Source organism: Bacillus fonticola (assembly GCF_012955605.1).
In the GTDB taxonomy this organism is placed as follows: domain Bacteria; phylum Bacillota; class Bacilli; order Bacillales; family JC228; genus Bacillus_CG; species Bacillus_CG fonticola.
On the sequence record NZ_CP052135.1, the window covers coordinates 2,600,784 to 2,613,682 of the forward strand.

The following is a 12,899-nucleotide window of genomic DNA, read 5'->3' on the forward strand; positions in this document are numbered from 1 at the left end:
GACTCATCCATTCGTATATTCTTTACGGTATTTTGTTGAAGGAATACCAAGCTGGCTGCGATATTTCGCGATCGTGCGACGTGAAACTTCAATCCCTTGTTCTTGCAGCATCGTCATTAATGTTTGATCACTATAAGGCTCAGTTTTATTTTCAGCTGCGACAAGCTTTTTCAAAAAACCTTTAATCGATTGGTTGGTCACGTTGCTATCCTTAGAAGTCACTGAGTTTGCTGAAAATAACATTTGACAAGTGATTAATCCAAAGGGGGTTTGCATCGTTTTTCCTTGGATTGCACGACTCACGGTGGACTCGTGCACCTCAACTTCGTGCGCTATTTCAGCCTGTGTCAAAGGAACCAATGCCGAAATACCCTCTTCTATAAAGCGTGGTTGCTTCTGCAAAACCGTTCGCATAATGCGTTGAAGTGTCTCTTGGCGGTATTGCAAGGAGCGCATAAGTTGCTGATAGGCGGTGTGATGCTTATGTGCGTATTTATATACTTCTGGCGATCCATTTGTAAGAACCCATTCGTACATCGTCTGATCAAAGCTTAATACAGGCAAATCTTCTATAGCCACAAACAGGTTCCAGACTCCCTCCTCCTTACGAAGTTCAAAATCTGGTGTCATTCTTTGAAGTTGGGCTAGCTTTTCTTGATCTGTCACAGGACGCCATTGAAAACAGGTCAGCTGGTGAAAGGCCTCTTGCAATCTAGCATAAGAAATATTATACAGTGACACAAGCTGTGACCATTTTTTTTGCAGGAAAAGTTCAAAGTGATTTTGCAATAGTGTTGGAAGTAACGGGTCAGTCGTTTCATTACATTGTAAAAGAAAGCACTCTTGAAGGGAACGCGCCCCGACTCCGCTTTGCATCAACTTTTGAAAAACGATAAGTCCATGTTCAGCTACCTCTACTGAGCACCGCAATACGAGAGCTGCTTCCTCTACACTTGTTTCGATAAAGCCTTTTTCATCAAGGTTATCGATCCACCAATTGACTATTGGTCTTAGATCCTCGTCAATTCCTGCCTCAAAGACGTCTTGCTTAAGTCTGTCCCGAAAAGAAACCGGTGCAGCGATGTAATCATATGAAAGAGAATTTGATTGCCTCGAAGGTGGGGAATCAAGGGAAAGAAACGGATTGTGCAGCACTTCTTCCTGCAGAATCCCCTCTAGTTCTACTTGTGTATATTGAAGAAGGCGCATCATTTGTTGGATTTGTTGGGAGAGAACAGGTTTTTGCACCTGCGATTGGGTGAGCCTCATACAACGTCCACCATCCTTTATTAGCACCTCTTTATTGTAACGCAGAAGAGGGAAAAAGTGAATGGAAGCGCTTTCCTTTTACTATTAAAAAAGAGGCGAGTAGAATGACTACTCACCTCTTGAACGCCCTCGAAGGGAATCGAACCCCTATCTCAAGAACCGGAATCTTACGTGCTATCCGTTGCACCACGAGGGCATGTGAACAAAAATGGGCTTGAATACGCCGTCTGCACACCGCGACAAAGTTTATTATAGGTGATTTCCATGTAAGTTTCAAGGGAAACATAGATTAAACCATGATAGAAAAGGGAATGATGGAAAGAGTTTCCTCAATTTTGTCGAGAAAAAATGTAGTGTGACTAATACTTCATCTTTGACCTTCATTGACCATTTAGTGTATGATGAATGCACAACCTCGAAATAGAGGAATCCTTTTCCATATTATCACGCTAGGAGGATATTCAACTATGCCTTTGATTCCTACGGTTATTGAACAAACAAATCGCGGTGAGCGTGCGTATGATATTTACTCTCGCTTGCTAAAAGATCGCATCATCATGCTTGGTACTCCGATAGATGATCACGTTGCAAACTCAGTCGTTGCGCAGCTGCTATTCTTAGAGTCAGAAAACCCGGAGAAAGATATCTCCATTTACGTGAACTCCCCAGGTGGAAGTATTACAGCTGGTATGGCGATTTATGACACGATGCAATTCATTAGACCTGACGTGCAAACAATCTGTATCGGAATGGCTGCTTCTATGGGCGCGTTCTTGCTAGCTGCCGGCACGAAGGGTAAGCGGTATGCTCTTCCGAATAGTGAAGTGATGATTCACCAACCACTCGGTGGTGCACAAGGGCAAGCAACTGAAATTGAAATTGCTGCTAAACGTATTTTGTCCATGCGTGAGAAGCTAAACACCATTCTTTCAGAGCGCACTGGCCAACCGCTTGAAGTGATTGCACGCGACACAGAGCGAGACAACTTCATGTCTGCAGATAGAGCGAAAGAGTATGGCATGATCGATCATATTGTGACGCGTAACTCTATTAACAAAGACAAAAAAGAATAAAATAAGAAAACACCGCGTCTCATTCACAGTAGAGTGCCGCGGTGTTTTCTTATTGCTCTTTTTGTACAAACTCAGCTAGTGCTTGTAGAGCCTCTTGTTCATCAGATCCTGTTGTTTCGATGGTAATTGTCGTCCCTTTTCCCATCGCTAAGCTCATTAAACCCATAATACTTTTCGCATTCACTCGCTTGCCGTCTTTCTCTAGAAAAATGTCTGATGAATACTTATTTGCCTCTTGTACGAATTGTGCAGCTGGTCTTGCTTGTAAGCCTGTTTTCAGAGCAATTTCTACCGTTTGTTTCACAGTTATATCTCCCCCCCATTGGTCTCTTCTGTATTCTATTTGTTAAAACTGTTCTCCTGTTCGTAACTTGTCGGCAATTTCATCGAGCTTACGAAGTCGATGGTTAATACCTGATTTGCTGATTTTCCCTGATGTCATCATCTCACCAAGTTCTTTTAGCGTGACGTCTTGGTGCTCTACACGTAAGCGGGCAATCTCTTGTAACTTTGTAGGGAGGGCGCCGATCCCGATTCGTTTTTCTATCAATTTTATATTCTCCACTTGGCGAAGAGCCGCCCCAACTGTTTTGTTTAGATTGGCTGTTTCGCAATTGACTAGCCTGTTAACGGAATTTCTCATATCGCGTACAATCCGAACATCCTCGAATCGGAGCAATGCATGGTGGGCCCCGACAACATTCAAAAATTCTGTAATTTTCTCTGCTTCCTTAATATATGCGATGTATCCCTTTTTTCGTTCAAGTACGCGACTATTTAGGGTAAATGCGTTCATAACTTTTTGCAAAGATTTGGCTTGCTCTTTATATAACGTATAAATTTCAAGGTGATAAGAGGACGTTTCTGGGTTGTTTACCGATCCCCCAGCTAAAAATGCGCCTCGTAAGTAAGCGCGTTTACAGCATTTCTTCTGGAGGAGCGGGTCTTGATGTACTTCATGCAGAATGGAAAATTCATCATTCATAATATGAAGCTCTTCCAGTATCCCTTTTGCTCGTTCCTCGAGACGAACGATGTATACGTTATTTTTCTTCAAGCGCATCTTTTTACGAACAAGCAAGGCTACATTCACCGAAAATAAGCGTTTTAAAAGCGTGTATATTCTCCGCGCAATGGCGGCATTTTCTGTTTGAATATTCACCACTAAAGTTCGGTTAGAAAACGACATAACCCCATTCATTCTTATGAGTGCTGCTAACTCCGCCTTCGCACAACATGATTTTACGTCAATGGTCGTCAGTTCTTTCTTCGTTTCGGAAGCAAAGCTCAAGGTGGGTCCCTCCCTTTTTAACCTCCGTAGGGATGGCATCATACAAGATTTGGGCGACCTTGTCAGTATCGTGACGCACAACTCCATCTGCAAAGGAGGCAATATCTTTTTCTAAAACGTTCACTCCCAGACGTAGTAATCGGTCTCGATCGTACATCACCGGTTGCGCTTCCTCTTCTACATATTTCGCCTGAATTTCCGTTGGGATAGACTGGTTATGAAGGAGAATCGCATCCACACAAGGTAGACCGATATGAGAGTAAATCGCTTTCACATGATCACTTGCTGTATAATTGTGCGTCTCCCCTGCTTGTGTCATTAAATTACACAAATATATCTTCTTCGCCGTTGTAGACAACAAAGCTTCACCGATGTGTGGAACGAGTAAATTTGGCAAAATGCTTGTATATAAACTACCTGGTCCAATGACGATAAGGTCTGCTTCATGAAGAGCTCGAATCGTCTCTGGGAGTGGCTGCACATCATTTGGCGTGAGAAATACACGAGAGATGGTTTTCTTCACCTTTGGTATTTGCGATTCACCGGTTATGATCGTTCCATCGTTCATCTCAGCATGCAAAACAACGCTCTGATTCGCGGCAGGAAGTACTTGCCCGCGCACGTTTAATACTTTGCTCAATTCTTGAATGGCGTTCATGAAGTTTCCTGTAATAGAGGTCATAGCTGCCAAAATGAGATTCCCTAAGCTATGTCCAGATAATTCTCGCTCGGTTGTGAAGCGGTGTTGAAACATTTCTTCGATTAGTGGCTCTACCTCCGACAGCGCAGCGAGTACATTTCGAATATCTCCAGGCGGTGGTACATCCAACTCTTCTCGTAGGCGACCAGAACTTCCACCATCGTCTGCAACAGTCACGATGGCAGTCAAATCTATCGGAAAGTGTTTCAAGCCACGGAGTAAAACAGGTAGACCTGTTCCACCACCGATGACGACCACTTTCGGTTTCTGTTTACTCATGGATGCTAACCCTTTCTCCTCTCGATGTCTCGATGGGTAACTTTCGTGTTGTAGTCTCTTTGGAAGGTGCGCCCAATTTTCTCAGCTAACGCAACAGACCGGTGCTGACCTCCTGTACACCCAATCGCAATCACAAGCTGACTTTTCCCTTCGCGTTTATACTGTGGAAGCATGAAAGCAAGTAGGTCGGTTACTTTTTCTAGAAATTTTGTTGTTTCACTCCACTTCATTACATAATTTGACACTTCTTCATCCAAACCTGTTTTAGACCGCATGTGTTCAACGTAGTGTGGATTAGGTAAAAAACGAACATCAAAAACGAGATCAGCATCGATAGGTAAGCCATACTTAAATCCGAACGACATCACATTAACTGTGAAAATAGGCTTGGCATTCGTTGAAAATTCTTGAAGGATTTGTTCTCGAAGTTCTCGTGGTTTCAAGGAAGACGTCTGGTAAATCAGCTGTGCCCGGCCTTTTAATTCCTCAAGCAATTGCCTTTCATTTTTAATTCCCTCTAGTGGGAGTCCATCAGGTGCTAGCGGATGCGATCTACGCGTCTCCTTGTATCGCCGAACGAGCGTAGCATCATCTGCATCTAAAAAGATGACTTTTGGTGTTACCCAAGAAATTTCGGCTACATCATCTAACGCTTTAAATAAGTGTTCAAAAAACTCTCTCCCCCGCAAGTCCATCACGAGAGCAACTTTGTTCATTTTGTGGACTGATTCTTTCATCAGCTCTAGAAATTTCGGTAGTAAAGTAGGTGGCAGATTATCTACACAAAAGAAACCTAAATCTTCAAAACTTTGAATCACCACCGTTTTTCCTGCACCGCTCATCCCAGTAATGATGACGAGTTGCAAATCATTTGCTGGGGATTGACTTTGCTGCTCCTCTGTCATTTAGGATCTCTCCTCTATTCAATAGGAATATGTGGGTCAAGTCTAACCTCTAGTAATTCAAATTGAGGTGTATAGTCAAAAACACCATGTAACATTCCCTCTCCTGTTAGCATATGACGGAAAATGAACCGATCCCCTTCTGCCATTGGAAGTGAGGGAATATTTTCTTCTCGATGTACCTCTAAAATGCCTTCCTCTGAAACAGGAAATTGCTTACCTGATGCTTCTGTTGCGACGAAGGTAAACATCATCCACTCATGAATCACGTTTCCTTCTTCTATATTACGAATCGTAAATACACCTTTTAACAACGGATTCGTAAGAGTTAATCCCGTTTCTTCCCGGTATTCCCTAACGACAGATTCCTTCACAGATTCGCCGGGTTCCATCTTGCCACCCGGAGCGACCCACCAATTCCGTCGTGGTTTTTGTAATAGTAAAACGTTCCCGTCTTTGCGCAGGACACAGTTTGTGACACGTTGCACAATCTTCACCTCACCTTGGTGAACGTTTCTAGATGTTCTCACCATTATATCGTGTTTGTTCGGTTTTGGCGAGCCAGGCACACGTGCTTTCATTCTACAGCAGCAGGTACCGGTCAAATCTCAAAAAAAGAGAACGCAGAAATAAATTCTACGTTCACACAAAGGCTTTATGGTGTTAAAAGGGGGTCAATTTCAATTTCTACTATACAGCATCTTTGTTGCACCGCTATTACAGTGAAATAAAAAACCAATGACGATATAAAACAGTTCGATGACGTCAGGCCCACACGTTGTAGGTCAGAAAGGCGTTCGCTCACAGGACGTGAGTGGCTCTACGTTGCGCCAAGGATGGCGCGGTTTTAGTAGAGCTTCATTACTACGACGGCGCAGTTTTAGCCCTTCAATTGCATTGCCTCTTTCAGCTCTTCCACATAGTGTTGAGCACTCTGAGCCGCGATACTTCCGTCTCCAGTCGCCGTAACGATTTGACGAAGCATTTTTTCGCGGATATCTCCTGCTGCGAAAATCCCATCAACTTTAGTTTCCATTTGTTCATTCGTTTCAATGTATCCGGCCTCGTTTGTAATGCCAAGATTGCCGAATGGTTTTGAAAGAGGAAGCATACCGATGTAAATGAATACACCGTCAATTTCCTTCACCCTCTCTTCCCCTGTGTTTGTGTCCATGAGAGTGACTTTGCCAACCTTCCCGTCAACACCGTGAATCTCTTTCACTTCTGTATTCCAAATGAAGTCCACTTTGTCATTTTTGAAGGCGCGTTCTTGCAGTATCTTTTGCGCGCGTAGCTCCTCACGACGATGTACAATCGTTACTTTAGAGGCAAAACGTGTTAAGTATACCCCTTCTTCTACTGCAGAATCGCCGCCACCGACTACGATCAATTCTTTTTCTTTAAAGAAAGCTCCGTCACATACAGCACAGTAAGAGACTCCACGTCCTCCGAGCTCTGATTCTCCCGGTGCACCAAGTTTTTTATACTCGGCACCTGCCGTAATAATAACAGCGCGTGCTTTGTACTCTTTCTTACCGGCTTTAATGGTCTTATATTCTTTTCCGTCGACAATTTCTTTAATATCACCATAAGCGTATTCGGCACCGAATTTTTTCGCATGCTCAAACATTTTGTCCGAGAGGTCTGGTCCGAGAATATGTTCGTATCCCGGATAGTTCTCGACATCTTCGGTATTAGCCATTTGTCCTCCTGGAATACCACGTTCAATCATCAACGTTGTCATACTAGCACGTGACGTATACACAGCAGCGGTCATCCCTGCAGGACCAGCACCTACAATAATCACATCATATATTTTTTCATCTGACATAACGCGTCACCTCATTTGAAAGTACTTTTCTTATTATGACCGTTCACTTCGTATCGTATAAAAAAGCAACCCTCAAGTCTACAATTCTGCTTATCACAGCTCTTTCACAACAAAATATCCTTCAACCACTTTACATACTTTCTCACTGTAGATACGCTTACTTGATGCATAGTAGCTACTTCTTGTTGCGTTATGGTTTCTCGCTTTACTGTCTTCCACATATACATCAGTGCAGCTACCCAAGCACGGTCATTTCTTAATCGAGAAGGGGTTTCCCGGTAGAGCGAACTAACGGTAAACCACATCAAATACACCCCAAGGGAATCCCACGTCATCGGGTGATAGTGTCTGTACAACGAGTCAGCGACACGATGCGTATACAAAACCGCGGTCTCTTCAAGGGGATCTTCTATCGGCTTACCTGTTACATACTTCCAGTACACAAGTTCAAAGGGCTCACTCAAGTACTGCTGCGTCCACTTTTCACTCGCCAGCCAGCGCTCTCCTTGCTGTGTTCTTGAACACATAAATAGCGCCAGTACATGTTGCTCTTCATCATCGGTTTGCATTAGGTTCAATATCGCTTGCAGTTGGTTCTCAAGTCCTCGATCCTTTGGTGCCCACGGTTCCATACCTTCACGCTCTGGATGTTCCTTAAGAACATGTGCCCAAGCTTCCTTTGCAGCCTTATCGTGACCAGTATGGTACGCAGCTTTTGTGTACCAGTAATAAAATGTTGCATCTCCTTCAAATCCCAATTTCTTTAACGAATGCAACCAAGTATAGGCAGGTTCATAGTAGCCAGTTAGAGTAAAAGTAGCCCCTAACTTAAAACGATGATCAATCGAAATTGGCCTAATCTTTTGTAAACGCATCGCCAGTGTTTCCACTTCTCCATCTCGTTCTTCATAATGAAAGAAAATCATTAAGTTGCAAAGGGCATGCAAATTCCCTTCGTTTTTGTCGAGTACATCCACTAAAACAGCCTTCGCCTCATCAAGATCACCTTCATAGAAATGAGCAAGGGCAAGATTATTATAGGCCGCCCAAAAGTCATCCTTTTCTGCAATCACCTCTTCAAGCAAATCTTTCGCTTCCTGAAACTGACCGTTTTCCAAATAATCTCGTGCTTCTTCTTGCTTCAGTACCCACTTCTCATCCACTTCAATAGGATCGTGTTGCATTTCTAGTTCCAGTGAAAGTAGATCAAGCAAATCTTCAGCATCATCGCTAAAGTCTCCATCTGGTTCATACGATAAGTAGTTCTGCGCTTCTCGATACGCTTCTCGGAAAAGACCAAGGTACGCATAATTGTTTGCTAATAAATAATGGCACTCTCTCATGGTAGGGTCGAGCTCGTCTAGTATAGAAGACAATAGACGATTCGAATCCTTATATTCCCCAAGCTCTGTATACACCATCGCTAACTGACAAAGAATGAGTGGCTCTTGCGGCTCTAACTCGAACGCACGCTCGAAATACTTCTTTGCCTTTGGTAACTGCTGATGGCGATAAGCTTTCATCCCTCTAGAATAATAGTATTCACCCGTTGGCAAAAAGGAGAGGACTTTACCCTTTGGTTGGTATGCACTAGACTGTTTATTCATAAAAATCCTCCACACGAGTAGTCACTTCTTCCAGTATAACACAGGTGAAACTTGTTCGAGAAGCTACGGTAGAATAAGGATGTTCACCTATTGACAATAAGAGGATTGAAGCGGAGAGTAAGAGGTGGAAAAGTGATAAAATTATCATAGAAAAGCGTGCTATACTTTTTTATAGAAACAACTCTTGAAAGCAGGTGTACCAACGATGAAATGGTGGCTCCCACTAATAGTGCTTGTACTCTCCGCTTGTTCTAGCTTGGCAACAGCGCCTACCGACGAACGAGAAAACGAGGACACTCCACCAACAACGGAAGAACAAGAAGCTGCTGAAGAAGTAGATAAAGAAGACCCTCCGACAAATACAGAAACGCCCGTGCCTAATACAGAGGAAGAGGATGACGAAAGCAAGAACGAGAATACGTCAGATAATACCCGTGATCCTTTTTCACCCCAATTAGCGAAAGAAGCATTCAACCAGGTCAAAGAGGTGAATGGCGTACCTACTATCCAAAACCCGCAAAACGTGTACACACTTGTAAACAAAGAGATGGCGCTTCCATCTGACTATAAGCCAAGTGATCTCGTTCGACCGAATGTTCGTTTTGTGTTTGGAAGTGAAGACGTCGAAAAAGCGTACTTGCGCCAAGATGCAGCGAACGCATTAGAAGCATTATTCCAAGCAGCAATTGACGCCGACATTACCTTATTTGCTACATCAGGCTATCGGTCGTATGCTACGCAAGACTATTTATTTCAAGCTGAAATAGACCAAGTTGGCTATGAAGAAGCAGTTCGAGCAGTCGCCGAACCAGGTACGAGCGAACACCAAACAGGGTTATCTATGGATATAACGGCAGCTAGCGTGAACTATAGTTTGACAGAGTCTTTTGAAGACACCCCAGAGGGCACATGGTTACGAGAAAACGCCCATTTGTTTGGATTCATTCTTCGCTATCCAAAAGAGATGGAATCTGTTACCGGCTACAAATACGAGCCTTGGCATTTTCGCTATGTAGGAAAGGAAATTGCGAAAGAAATATTCAAACGCGGGATTACGTACGAAGAGTTTATTGAGGAAGCAGAAGCTGTGTAAGTTTAAGCCCGTGCTATGTCATGTGTATGAGAATCACATCAAATTAAACCCGCAACCTCTTTAACAGTTGCGGGTCTTCATTCTCTATGACGTTTTCGATGCGTGTCGTTCTTGTAATCTTGCGAACACAGCCTCTAAAGATAGCTCCTGTTCATTCAACAACACAAGCAAATGGAACAATAAGTCCGCACTTTCCCATGTTAGCTCCTCACGGTCACGGTTTTTAGCAGCGATAATCACTTCAGCAGCTTCCTCGCCGACCTTTTTCAACATTTTATCAACGCCTTCTTCAAACAAGTAGGTCGTGTAGGAGCCTTCTGGCCGTTCTTTTGCTCGTTCTGCGATGATGCCTTCTAACGTAAATAAGAAGTCTCGCACCGAAGGATCAGCACCGGCTTCATTCGTATAAACCGTATCGGAAAAGCATGTCCGCTCACCTGTATGGCATGCTGGTCCGTTCGGGCTTACCTTTACAACAAGCGCGTCTTGATCGCAGTCCATATCAATGGAAACGACTTGTTGCGTGTTCCCGCTCGTTTCCCCTTTGTGCCATAGCTCTTGGCGGGAACGGCTATAAAACCACGTCTGACCTGTTTGCAATGTTTTCTCCAGTGACGTCGCGTTCATATAAGCCAGCGTCAACACCTCGTTCGTGTTGGCATCCTGCACGATGGCTGGCACAAGACCTTTTTCGTCAAACTTCACCTTTTCTACTATATCCTTCATCGAACAAGAACTCCTTTCGCACGTAGCGATTCCTTTACAGCTGGAACTGACGTTTCTTTGTAGTGGAAAATGGAAGCGGCTAGTGCGGCATCGGCTTTTCCATCAACAAATGCATCATAAAAATCGTCGGCATCCCCTGCTCCACCAGAAGCAATGACCGGAATGGACACAGCTTCGCTCACTGCTTTTGTGAGCGCAAGATCAAATCCAGACTTCGCCCCGTCTTTATCCATAGATGTGAGCAAAATTTCTCCTGCGCCTTGTCGTTCTGCTTCCTTTGCCCACTCGACTACGTTCCACTCAGTAGGACGACGACCGCCATGTGTATACACACGCCACATATTCGCCTCTTCGTCCCATTTTGCATCGATTGCGACGATAATGCATTGAGAACCGAAAAAGTCTGCGCCTTCCCGAATAAGCTCTGGCCGGTTGACAGCAGCTGTGTTGACGCTCACTTTGTCAGCACCGGCACGGAGGATGCGCTTCATATCGTCTAATGCATTGATCCCTCCGCCTACAGAGAACGGAATCGCCAACTCACTAGCGACTGCCTTCACGACGTCGACCATCGTTTTACGTCCTTCGTTGGAAGCAGAGATATCTAAAAACACTAGTTCGTCCGCGCCTTCCCGATCGTACTCCCTCGCAAGCTCAACAGGGTCACCCGCATCGCGTAACTCCACAAACTGAATCCCTTTCACAACGCGGCCGTCTTTTACGTCTAAACAAGGAATTAATCGTTTTGTGAGCATGCCTGCACCTCCTGTAACGCCGTTGGAAGCGTAAATCGGTTTTCATAGAGTGCTTTACCGATAATGACACCACCGATGCCTTTGTTTGTCTCTCGTACAAGCGATGTCACATCCTCCAGTGTGCTGACGCCTCCTGAAACGATCACTTCTTTTCCGGTAGACGAAGCAAGCTCCAGCATGGCATCAACGTTCGGCCCGCTTAATGTTCCATCTTTTGCTATATCCGTACAAATAAACACGTCACAACCAGCATCAGCCATTTCCTTTGCCACGTTGGTCGCCTTTACAGTTGATGTCTCGAGCCAACCGTGTGTGGCCACGAATCCGTCCTTCGCGTCTAAACCAATCACGATTTGCTTACCATATTTACGAATCATTTCCTTTGCAAATGTCGGGTTCTGGACAGCGACACTTCCTAAAATGACACGATCTACTCCGCTAGACAAATACAAATCAATATCTTCCTCAGTTCGGATTCCGCCACCGATTTGTACGCGCACTGAAAGCTCTTTTGCCGCACGAAGCACATGTTCATGGTTCATGCGCTTTCCATCCTTCGCACCGTCCAGGTCGACCATGTGCACCCACTGGGCCCCTTCTTCGGCAAACTTCTTCGCCATGTCAAAAGGGGAATCTCCATACACTGTTTCTTGATCATAGTCACCTTGGAAAAGCCGTACACACTTTCCGTTTCGCATATCAATGGCTGGATATAACGTCAAGCTCATGAACGTGTCACCTCCTGGTTCGCTAGTTGCGTAAATCGTTTCAATAACTGCATACCGACTGTGCTACTTTTTTCCGGATGAAATTGGGCGCCGAACACATGACCATACTTCCCACCGGATACAACAGCAGGCACTTCTCGATAGTAATCGGCGGTTGCTACAAGCACGTCACGATTTTCTGGCTCCACTACGTAAGAATGCACAAAGTAGGCGTACCCTTCGTCCACATCTTTCGTTAATGAAGATTCGCGTTGAAACTCAAGTCGATTCCATCCCATATGCGGGACTTTATAGGACTGACCTTCAGCCGTTTTTCCAGCAAACTTCACAACTCGTCCGGGCAAGAAGCCCAACCCTATATGCGTCCCAAACTCTTCACTTTCCGTAAACAATAGCTGCATGCCTAAACAAATCCCGAATAGTGGACGTCCACTCTCCACAAAGTCTACTAGAAAGGAGGACAAACCCGTTTCGTTCAGTCGCTTCATCGCATCTGGAAATGCACCCACACCAGGCAAAATAAGTCCATTCGCACGCTCTAATTCAACAGGATCTTCACTCACAATGTGTGGTACATCTAGTCGTTCCAGCGCCTTTTGCACGCTAAACAAGTTACCCATTCCGTAATCGACAACGCCGATCATC

14 protein-coding genes and 1 tRNA gene are annotated in these 12,899 nt (G+C 44.5%); 2 read left to right on the forward strand and 13 right to left on the reverse strand.

Going from position 1 to position 12,899, the window contains the following annotated elements; translation table 11 throughout:
• Nucleotides 1-3 precede the first annotated feature (3 nt).
• Together rpoN and HHK01_RS12915 are read right to left on the reverse strand one after the other, a co-directional pair.
• Nucleotides 4-1,269 (reverse strand): RNA polymerase factor sigma-54, encoded by a 1,266-nt coding sequence (gene rpoN / locus HHK01_RS12910; protein ID WP_170008157.1) that lies wholly within the window; start codon nucleotides 1,267-1,269, stop codon nucleotides 4-6.
• 124 nt (nucleotides 1,270-1,393) lie between these two features.
• Nucleotides 1,394-1,465, reverse strand: a tRNA-Arg gene (locus HHK01_RS12915).
• A gap of 271 nt (nucleotides 1,466-1,736) precedes the next feature.
• Between HHK01_RS12915 and clpP the strand changes: the two genes are divergently transcribed.
• Nucleotides 1,737-2,342 (forward strand): ATP-dependent Clp endopeptidase proteolytic subunit ClpP, encoded by a 606-nt coding sequence (gene clpP / locus HHK01_RS12920; protein WP_170008158.1) that lies wholly within the window; start codon nucleotides 1,737-1,739, stop codon nucleotides 2,340-2,342.
• Nucleotides 2,343-2,391: 49 nt separating this feature from the next.
• Here clpP and HHK01_RS12925 read toward each other — a convergent pair whose 3' ends face one another.
• The 7 genes from HHK01_RS12925 to HHK01_RS12955 all read right to left on the reverse strand — a co-directional run bounded on the left by HHK01_RS12925 (nucleotide 2,392) and on the right by HHK01_RS12955 (nucleotide 8,952).
• The gene (locus HHK01_RS12925) at nucleotides 2,392-2,646 is read right to left on the reverse strand and encodes an HPr family phosphocarrier protein (RefSeq protein ID WP_170008159.1); all 255 of its coding nucleotides are present in this window, start codon (nucleotides 2,644-2,646) and stop codon (nucleotides 2,392-2,394) included.
• 42 nt (nucleotides 2,647-2,688) lie between these two features.
• On the reverse strand, nucleotides 2,689-3,633 hold the full coding sequence (gene whiA / locus HHK01_RS12930; RefSeq protein WP_170008160.1) for a DNA-binding protein WhiA: 945 nt from the start codon (nucleotides 3,631-3,633) through the stop codon (nucleotides 2,689-2,691).
• Nucleotides 3,590-4,612 (reverse strand): gluconeogenesis factor YvcK family protein, encoded by a 1,023-nt coding sequence (locus HHK01_RS12935; RefSeq protein ID WP_170008161.1) that lies wholly within the window; start codon nucleotides 4,610-4,612, stop codon nucleotides 3,590-3,592. Before HHK01_RS12935 ends, whiA begins: the two co-directional genes overlap by 44 nt.
• A gap of 5 nt (nucleotides 4,613-4,617) precedes the next feature.
• Nucleotides 4,618-5,517, reverse strand: coding sequence for an RNase adapter RapZ (gene rapZ / locus HHK01_RS12940; protein WP_170008162.1), 900 nt, complete (start codon nucleotides 5,515-5,517; stop codon nucleotides 4,618-4,620).
• 14 nt (nucleotides 5,518-5,531) lie between these two features.
• A complete protein-coding gene (locus HHK01_RS12945) occupies nucleotides 5,532-6,002 on the reverse strand; it encodes an NUDIX hydrolase (protein ID WP_170008163.1) in 471 nt (156 codons plus the stop codon).
• A 392-nt stretch (nucleotides 6,003-6,394) separates the two neighbouring features.
• Complete coding sequence (trxB, locus tag HHK01_RS12950) at nucleotides 6,395-7,345, reverse strand: thioredoxin-disulfide reductase (protein ID WP_170008164.1); 951 nt, start codon at nucleotides 7,343-7,345, stop codon at nucleotides 6,395-6,397.
• Between the two features lie 104 nt (nucleotides 7,346-7,449).
• On the reverse strand, nucleotides 7,450-8,952 hold the full coding sequence (locus tag HHK01_RS12955) for a tetratricopeptide repeat protein (protein WP_170008165.1): 1,503 nt from the start codon (nucleotides 8,950-8,952) through the stop codon (nucleotides 7,450-7,452).
• Nucleotides 8,953-9,157: 205 nt separating this feature from the next.
• Between HHK01_RS12955 and HHK01_RS12960 the strand changes: the two genes are divergently transcribed.
• The gene (locus HHK01_RS12960) at nucleotides 9,158-10,045 is read left to right on the forward strand and encodes a M15 family metallopeptidase (RefSeq protein WP_170008166.1); all 888 of its coding nucleotides are present in this window, start codon (nucleotides 9,158-9,160) and stop codon (nucleotides 10,043-10,045) included.
• An 84-nt stretch (nucleotides 10,046-10,129) separates the two neighbouring features.
• On the opposite strand, the gene hisIE is transcribed toward HHK01_RS12960, so the two are convergent.
• The 4 genes from hisIE to hisH are packed head-to-tail and all read right to left on the reverse strand — an operon-like array spanning nucleotide 10,130 to nucleotide 12,898.
• Nucleotides 10,130-10,771 carry a bifunctional phosphoribosyl-AMP cyclohydrolase/phosphoribosyl-ATP diphosphatase HisIE gene (gene hisIE, locus HHK01_RS12965; RefSeq protein WP_170008167.1) on the reverse strand — a complete coding sequence of 214 codons (642 nt, stop codon included), beginning with the start codon at nucleotides 10,769-10,771 and terminating at the stop codon, nucleotides 10,130-10,132.
• On the reverse strand, nucleotides 10,768-11,526 hold the full coding sequence (gene hisF / locus HHK01_RS12970; protein WP_170008168.1) for an imidazole glycerol phosphate synthase subunit HisF: 759 nt from the start codon (nucleotides 11,524-11,526) through the stop codon (nucleotides 10,768-10,770). The genes hisIE and hisF overlap by 4 nt, the downstream gene beginning before the upstream one ends.
• Complete coding sequence (hisA, locus tag HHK01_RS12975) at nucleotides 11,508-12,254, reverse strand: 1-(5-phosphoribosyl)-5-[(5-phosphoribosylamino)methylideneamino]imidazole-4-carboxamide isomerase (RefSeq protein WP_170008169.1); 747 nt, start codon at nucleotides 12,252-12,254, stop codon at nucleotides 11,508-11,510. The genes hisF and hisA overlap by 19 nt, the downstream gene beginning before the upstream one ends.
• The gene (gene hisH, locus HHK01_RS12980) at nucleotides 12,251-12,898 is read right to left on the reverse strand and encodes an imidazole glycerol phosphate synthase subunit HisH (RefSeq protein WP_170008170.1); all 648 of its coding nucleotides are present in this window, start codon (nucleotides 12,896-12,898) and stop codon (nucleotides 12,251-12,253) included. The genes hisA and hisH overlap by 4 nt, the downstream gene beginning before the upstream one ends.
• Between the last annotated feature and the right edge of the window lies 1 nt (nucleotide 12,899).

Bases quoted from the DNA above. Each gene is read 5' to 3' on its own strand.
- rpoN (WP_170008157.1), bottom strand. From the start codon at position 1,269: ATGAGGCTCACCCAATCGCAGGTGCAAAAACCTGTTCTCTCCCAACAA.
- clpP (WP_170008158.1), top strand. From the start codon at position 1,737: ATGCCTTTGATTCCTACGGTTATTGAACAAACAAATCGCGGTGAGCGT.
- HHK01_RS12935 (WP_170008161.1), bottom strand. From the start codon at position 4,612: ATGAGTAAACAGAAACCGAAAGTGGTCGTCATCGGTGGTGGAACAGGT.
- rapZ (WP_170008162.1), bottom strand. From the start codon at position 5,517: ATGACAGAGGAGCAGCAAAGTCAATCCCCAGCAAATGATTTGCAACTC.
- trxB (WP_170008164.1), bottom strand. From the start codon at position 7,345: ATGTCAGATGAAAAAATATATGATGTGATTATTGTAGGTGCTGGTCCT.
- HHK01_RS12955 (WP_170008165.1), bottom strand. From the start codon at position 8,952: ATGAATAAACAGTCTAGTGCATACCAACCAAAGGGTAAAGTCCTCTCC.
- HHK01_RS12960 (WP_170008166.1), top strand. From the start codon at position 9,158: ATGAAATGGTGGCTCCCACTAATAGTGCTTGTACTCTCCGCTTGTTCT.
- hisIE (WP_170008167.1), bottom strand. From the start codon at position 10,771: ATGAAGGATATAGTAGAAAAGGTGAAGTTTGACGAAAAAGGTCTTGTG.
- hisF (WP_170008168.1), bottom strand. From the start codon at position 11,526: ATGCTCACAAAACGATTAATTCCTTGTTTAGACGTAAAAGACGGCCGC.
- hisA (WP_170008169.1), bottom strand. From the start codon at position 12,254: ATGAGCTTGACGTTATATCCAGCCATTGATATGCGAAACGGAAAGTGT.
- hisH (WP_170008170.1), bottom strand. From the start codon at position 12,898: ATGATCGGCGTTGTCGATTACGGAATGGGTAACTTGTTTAGCGTGCAA.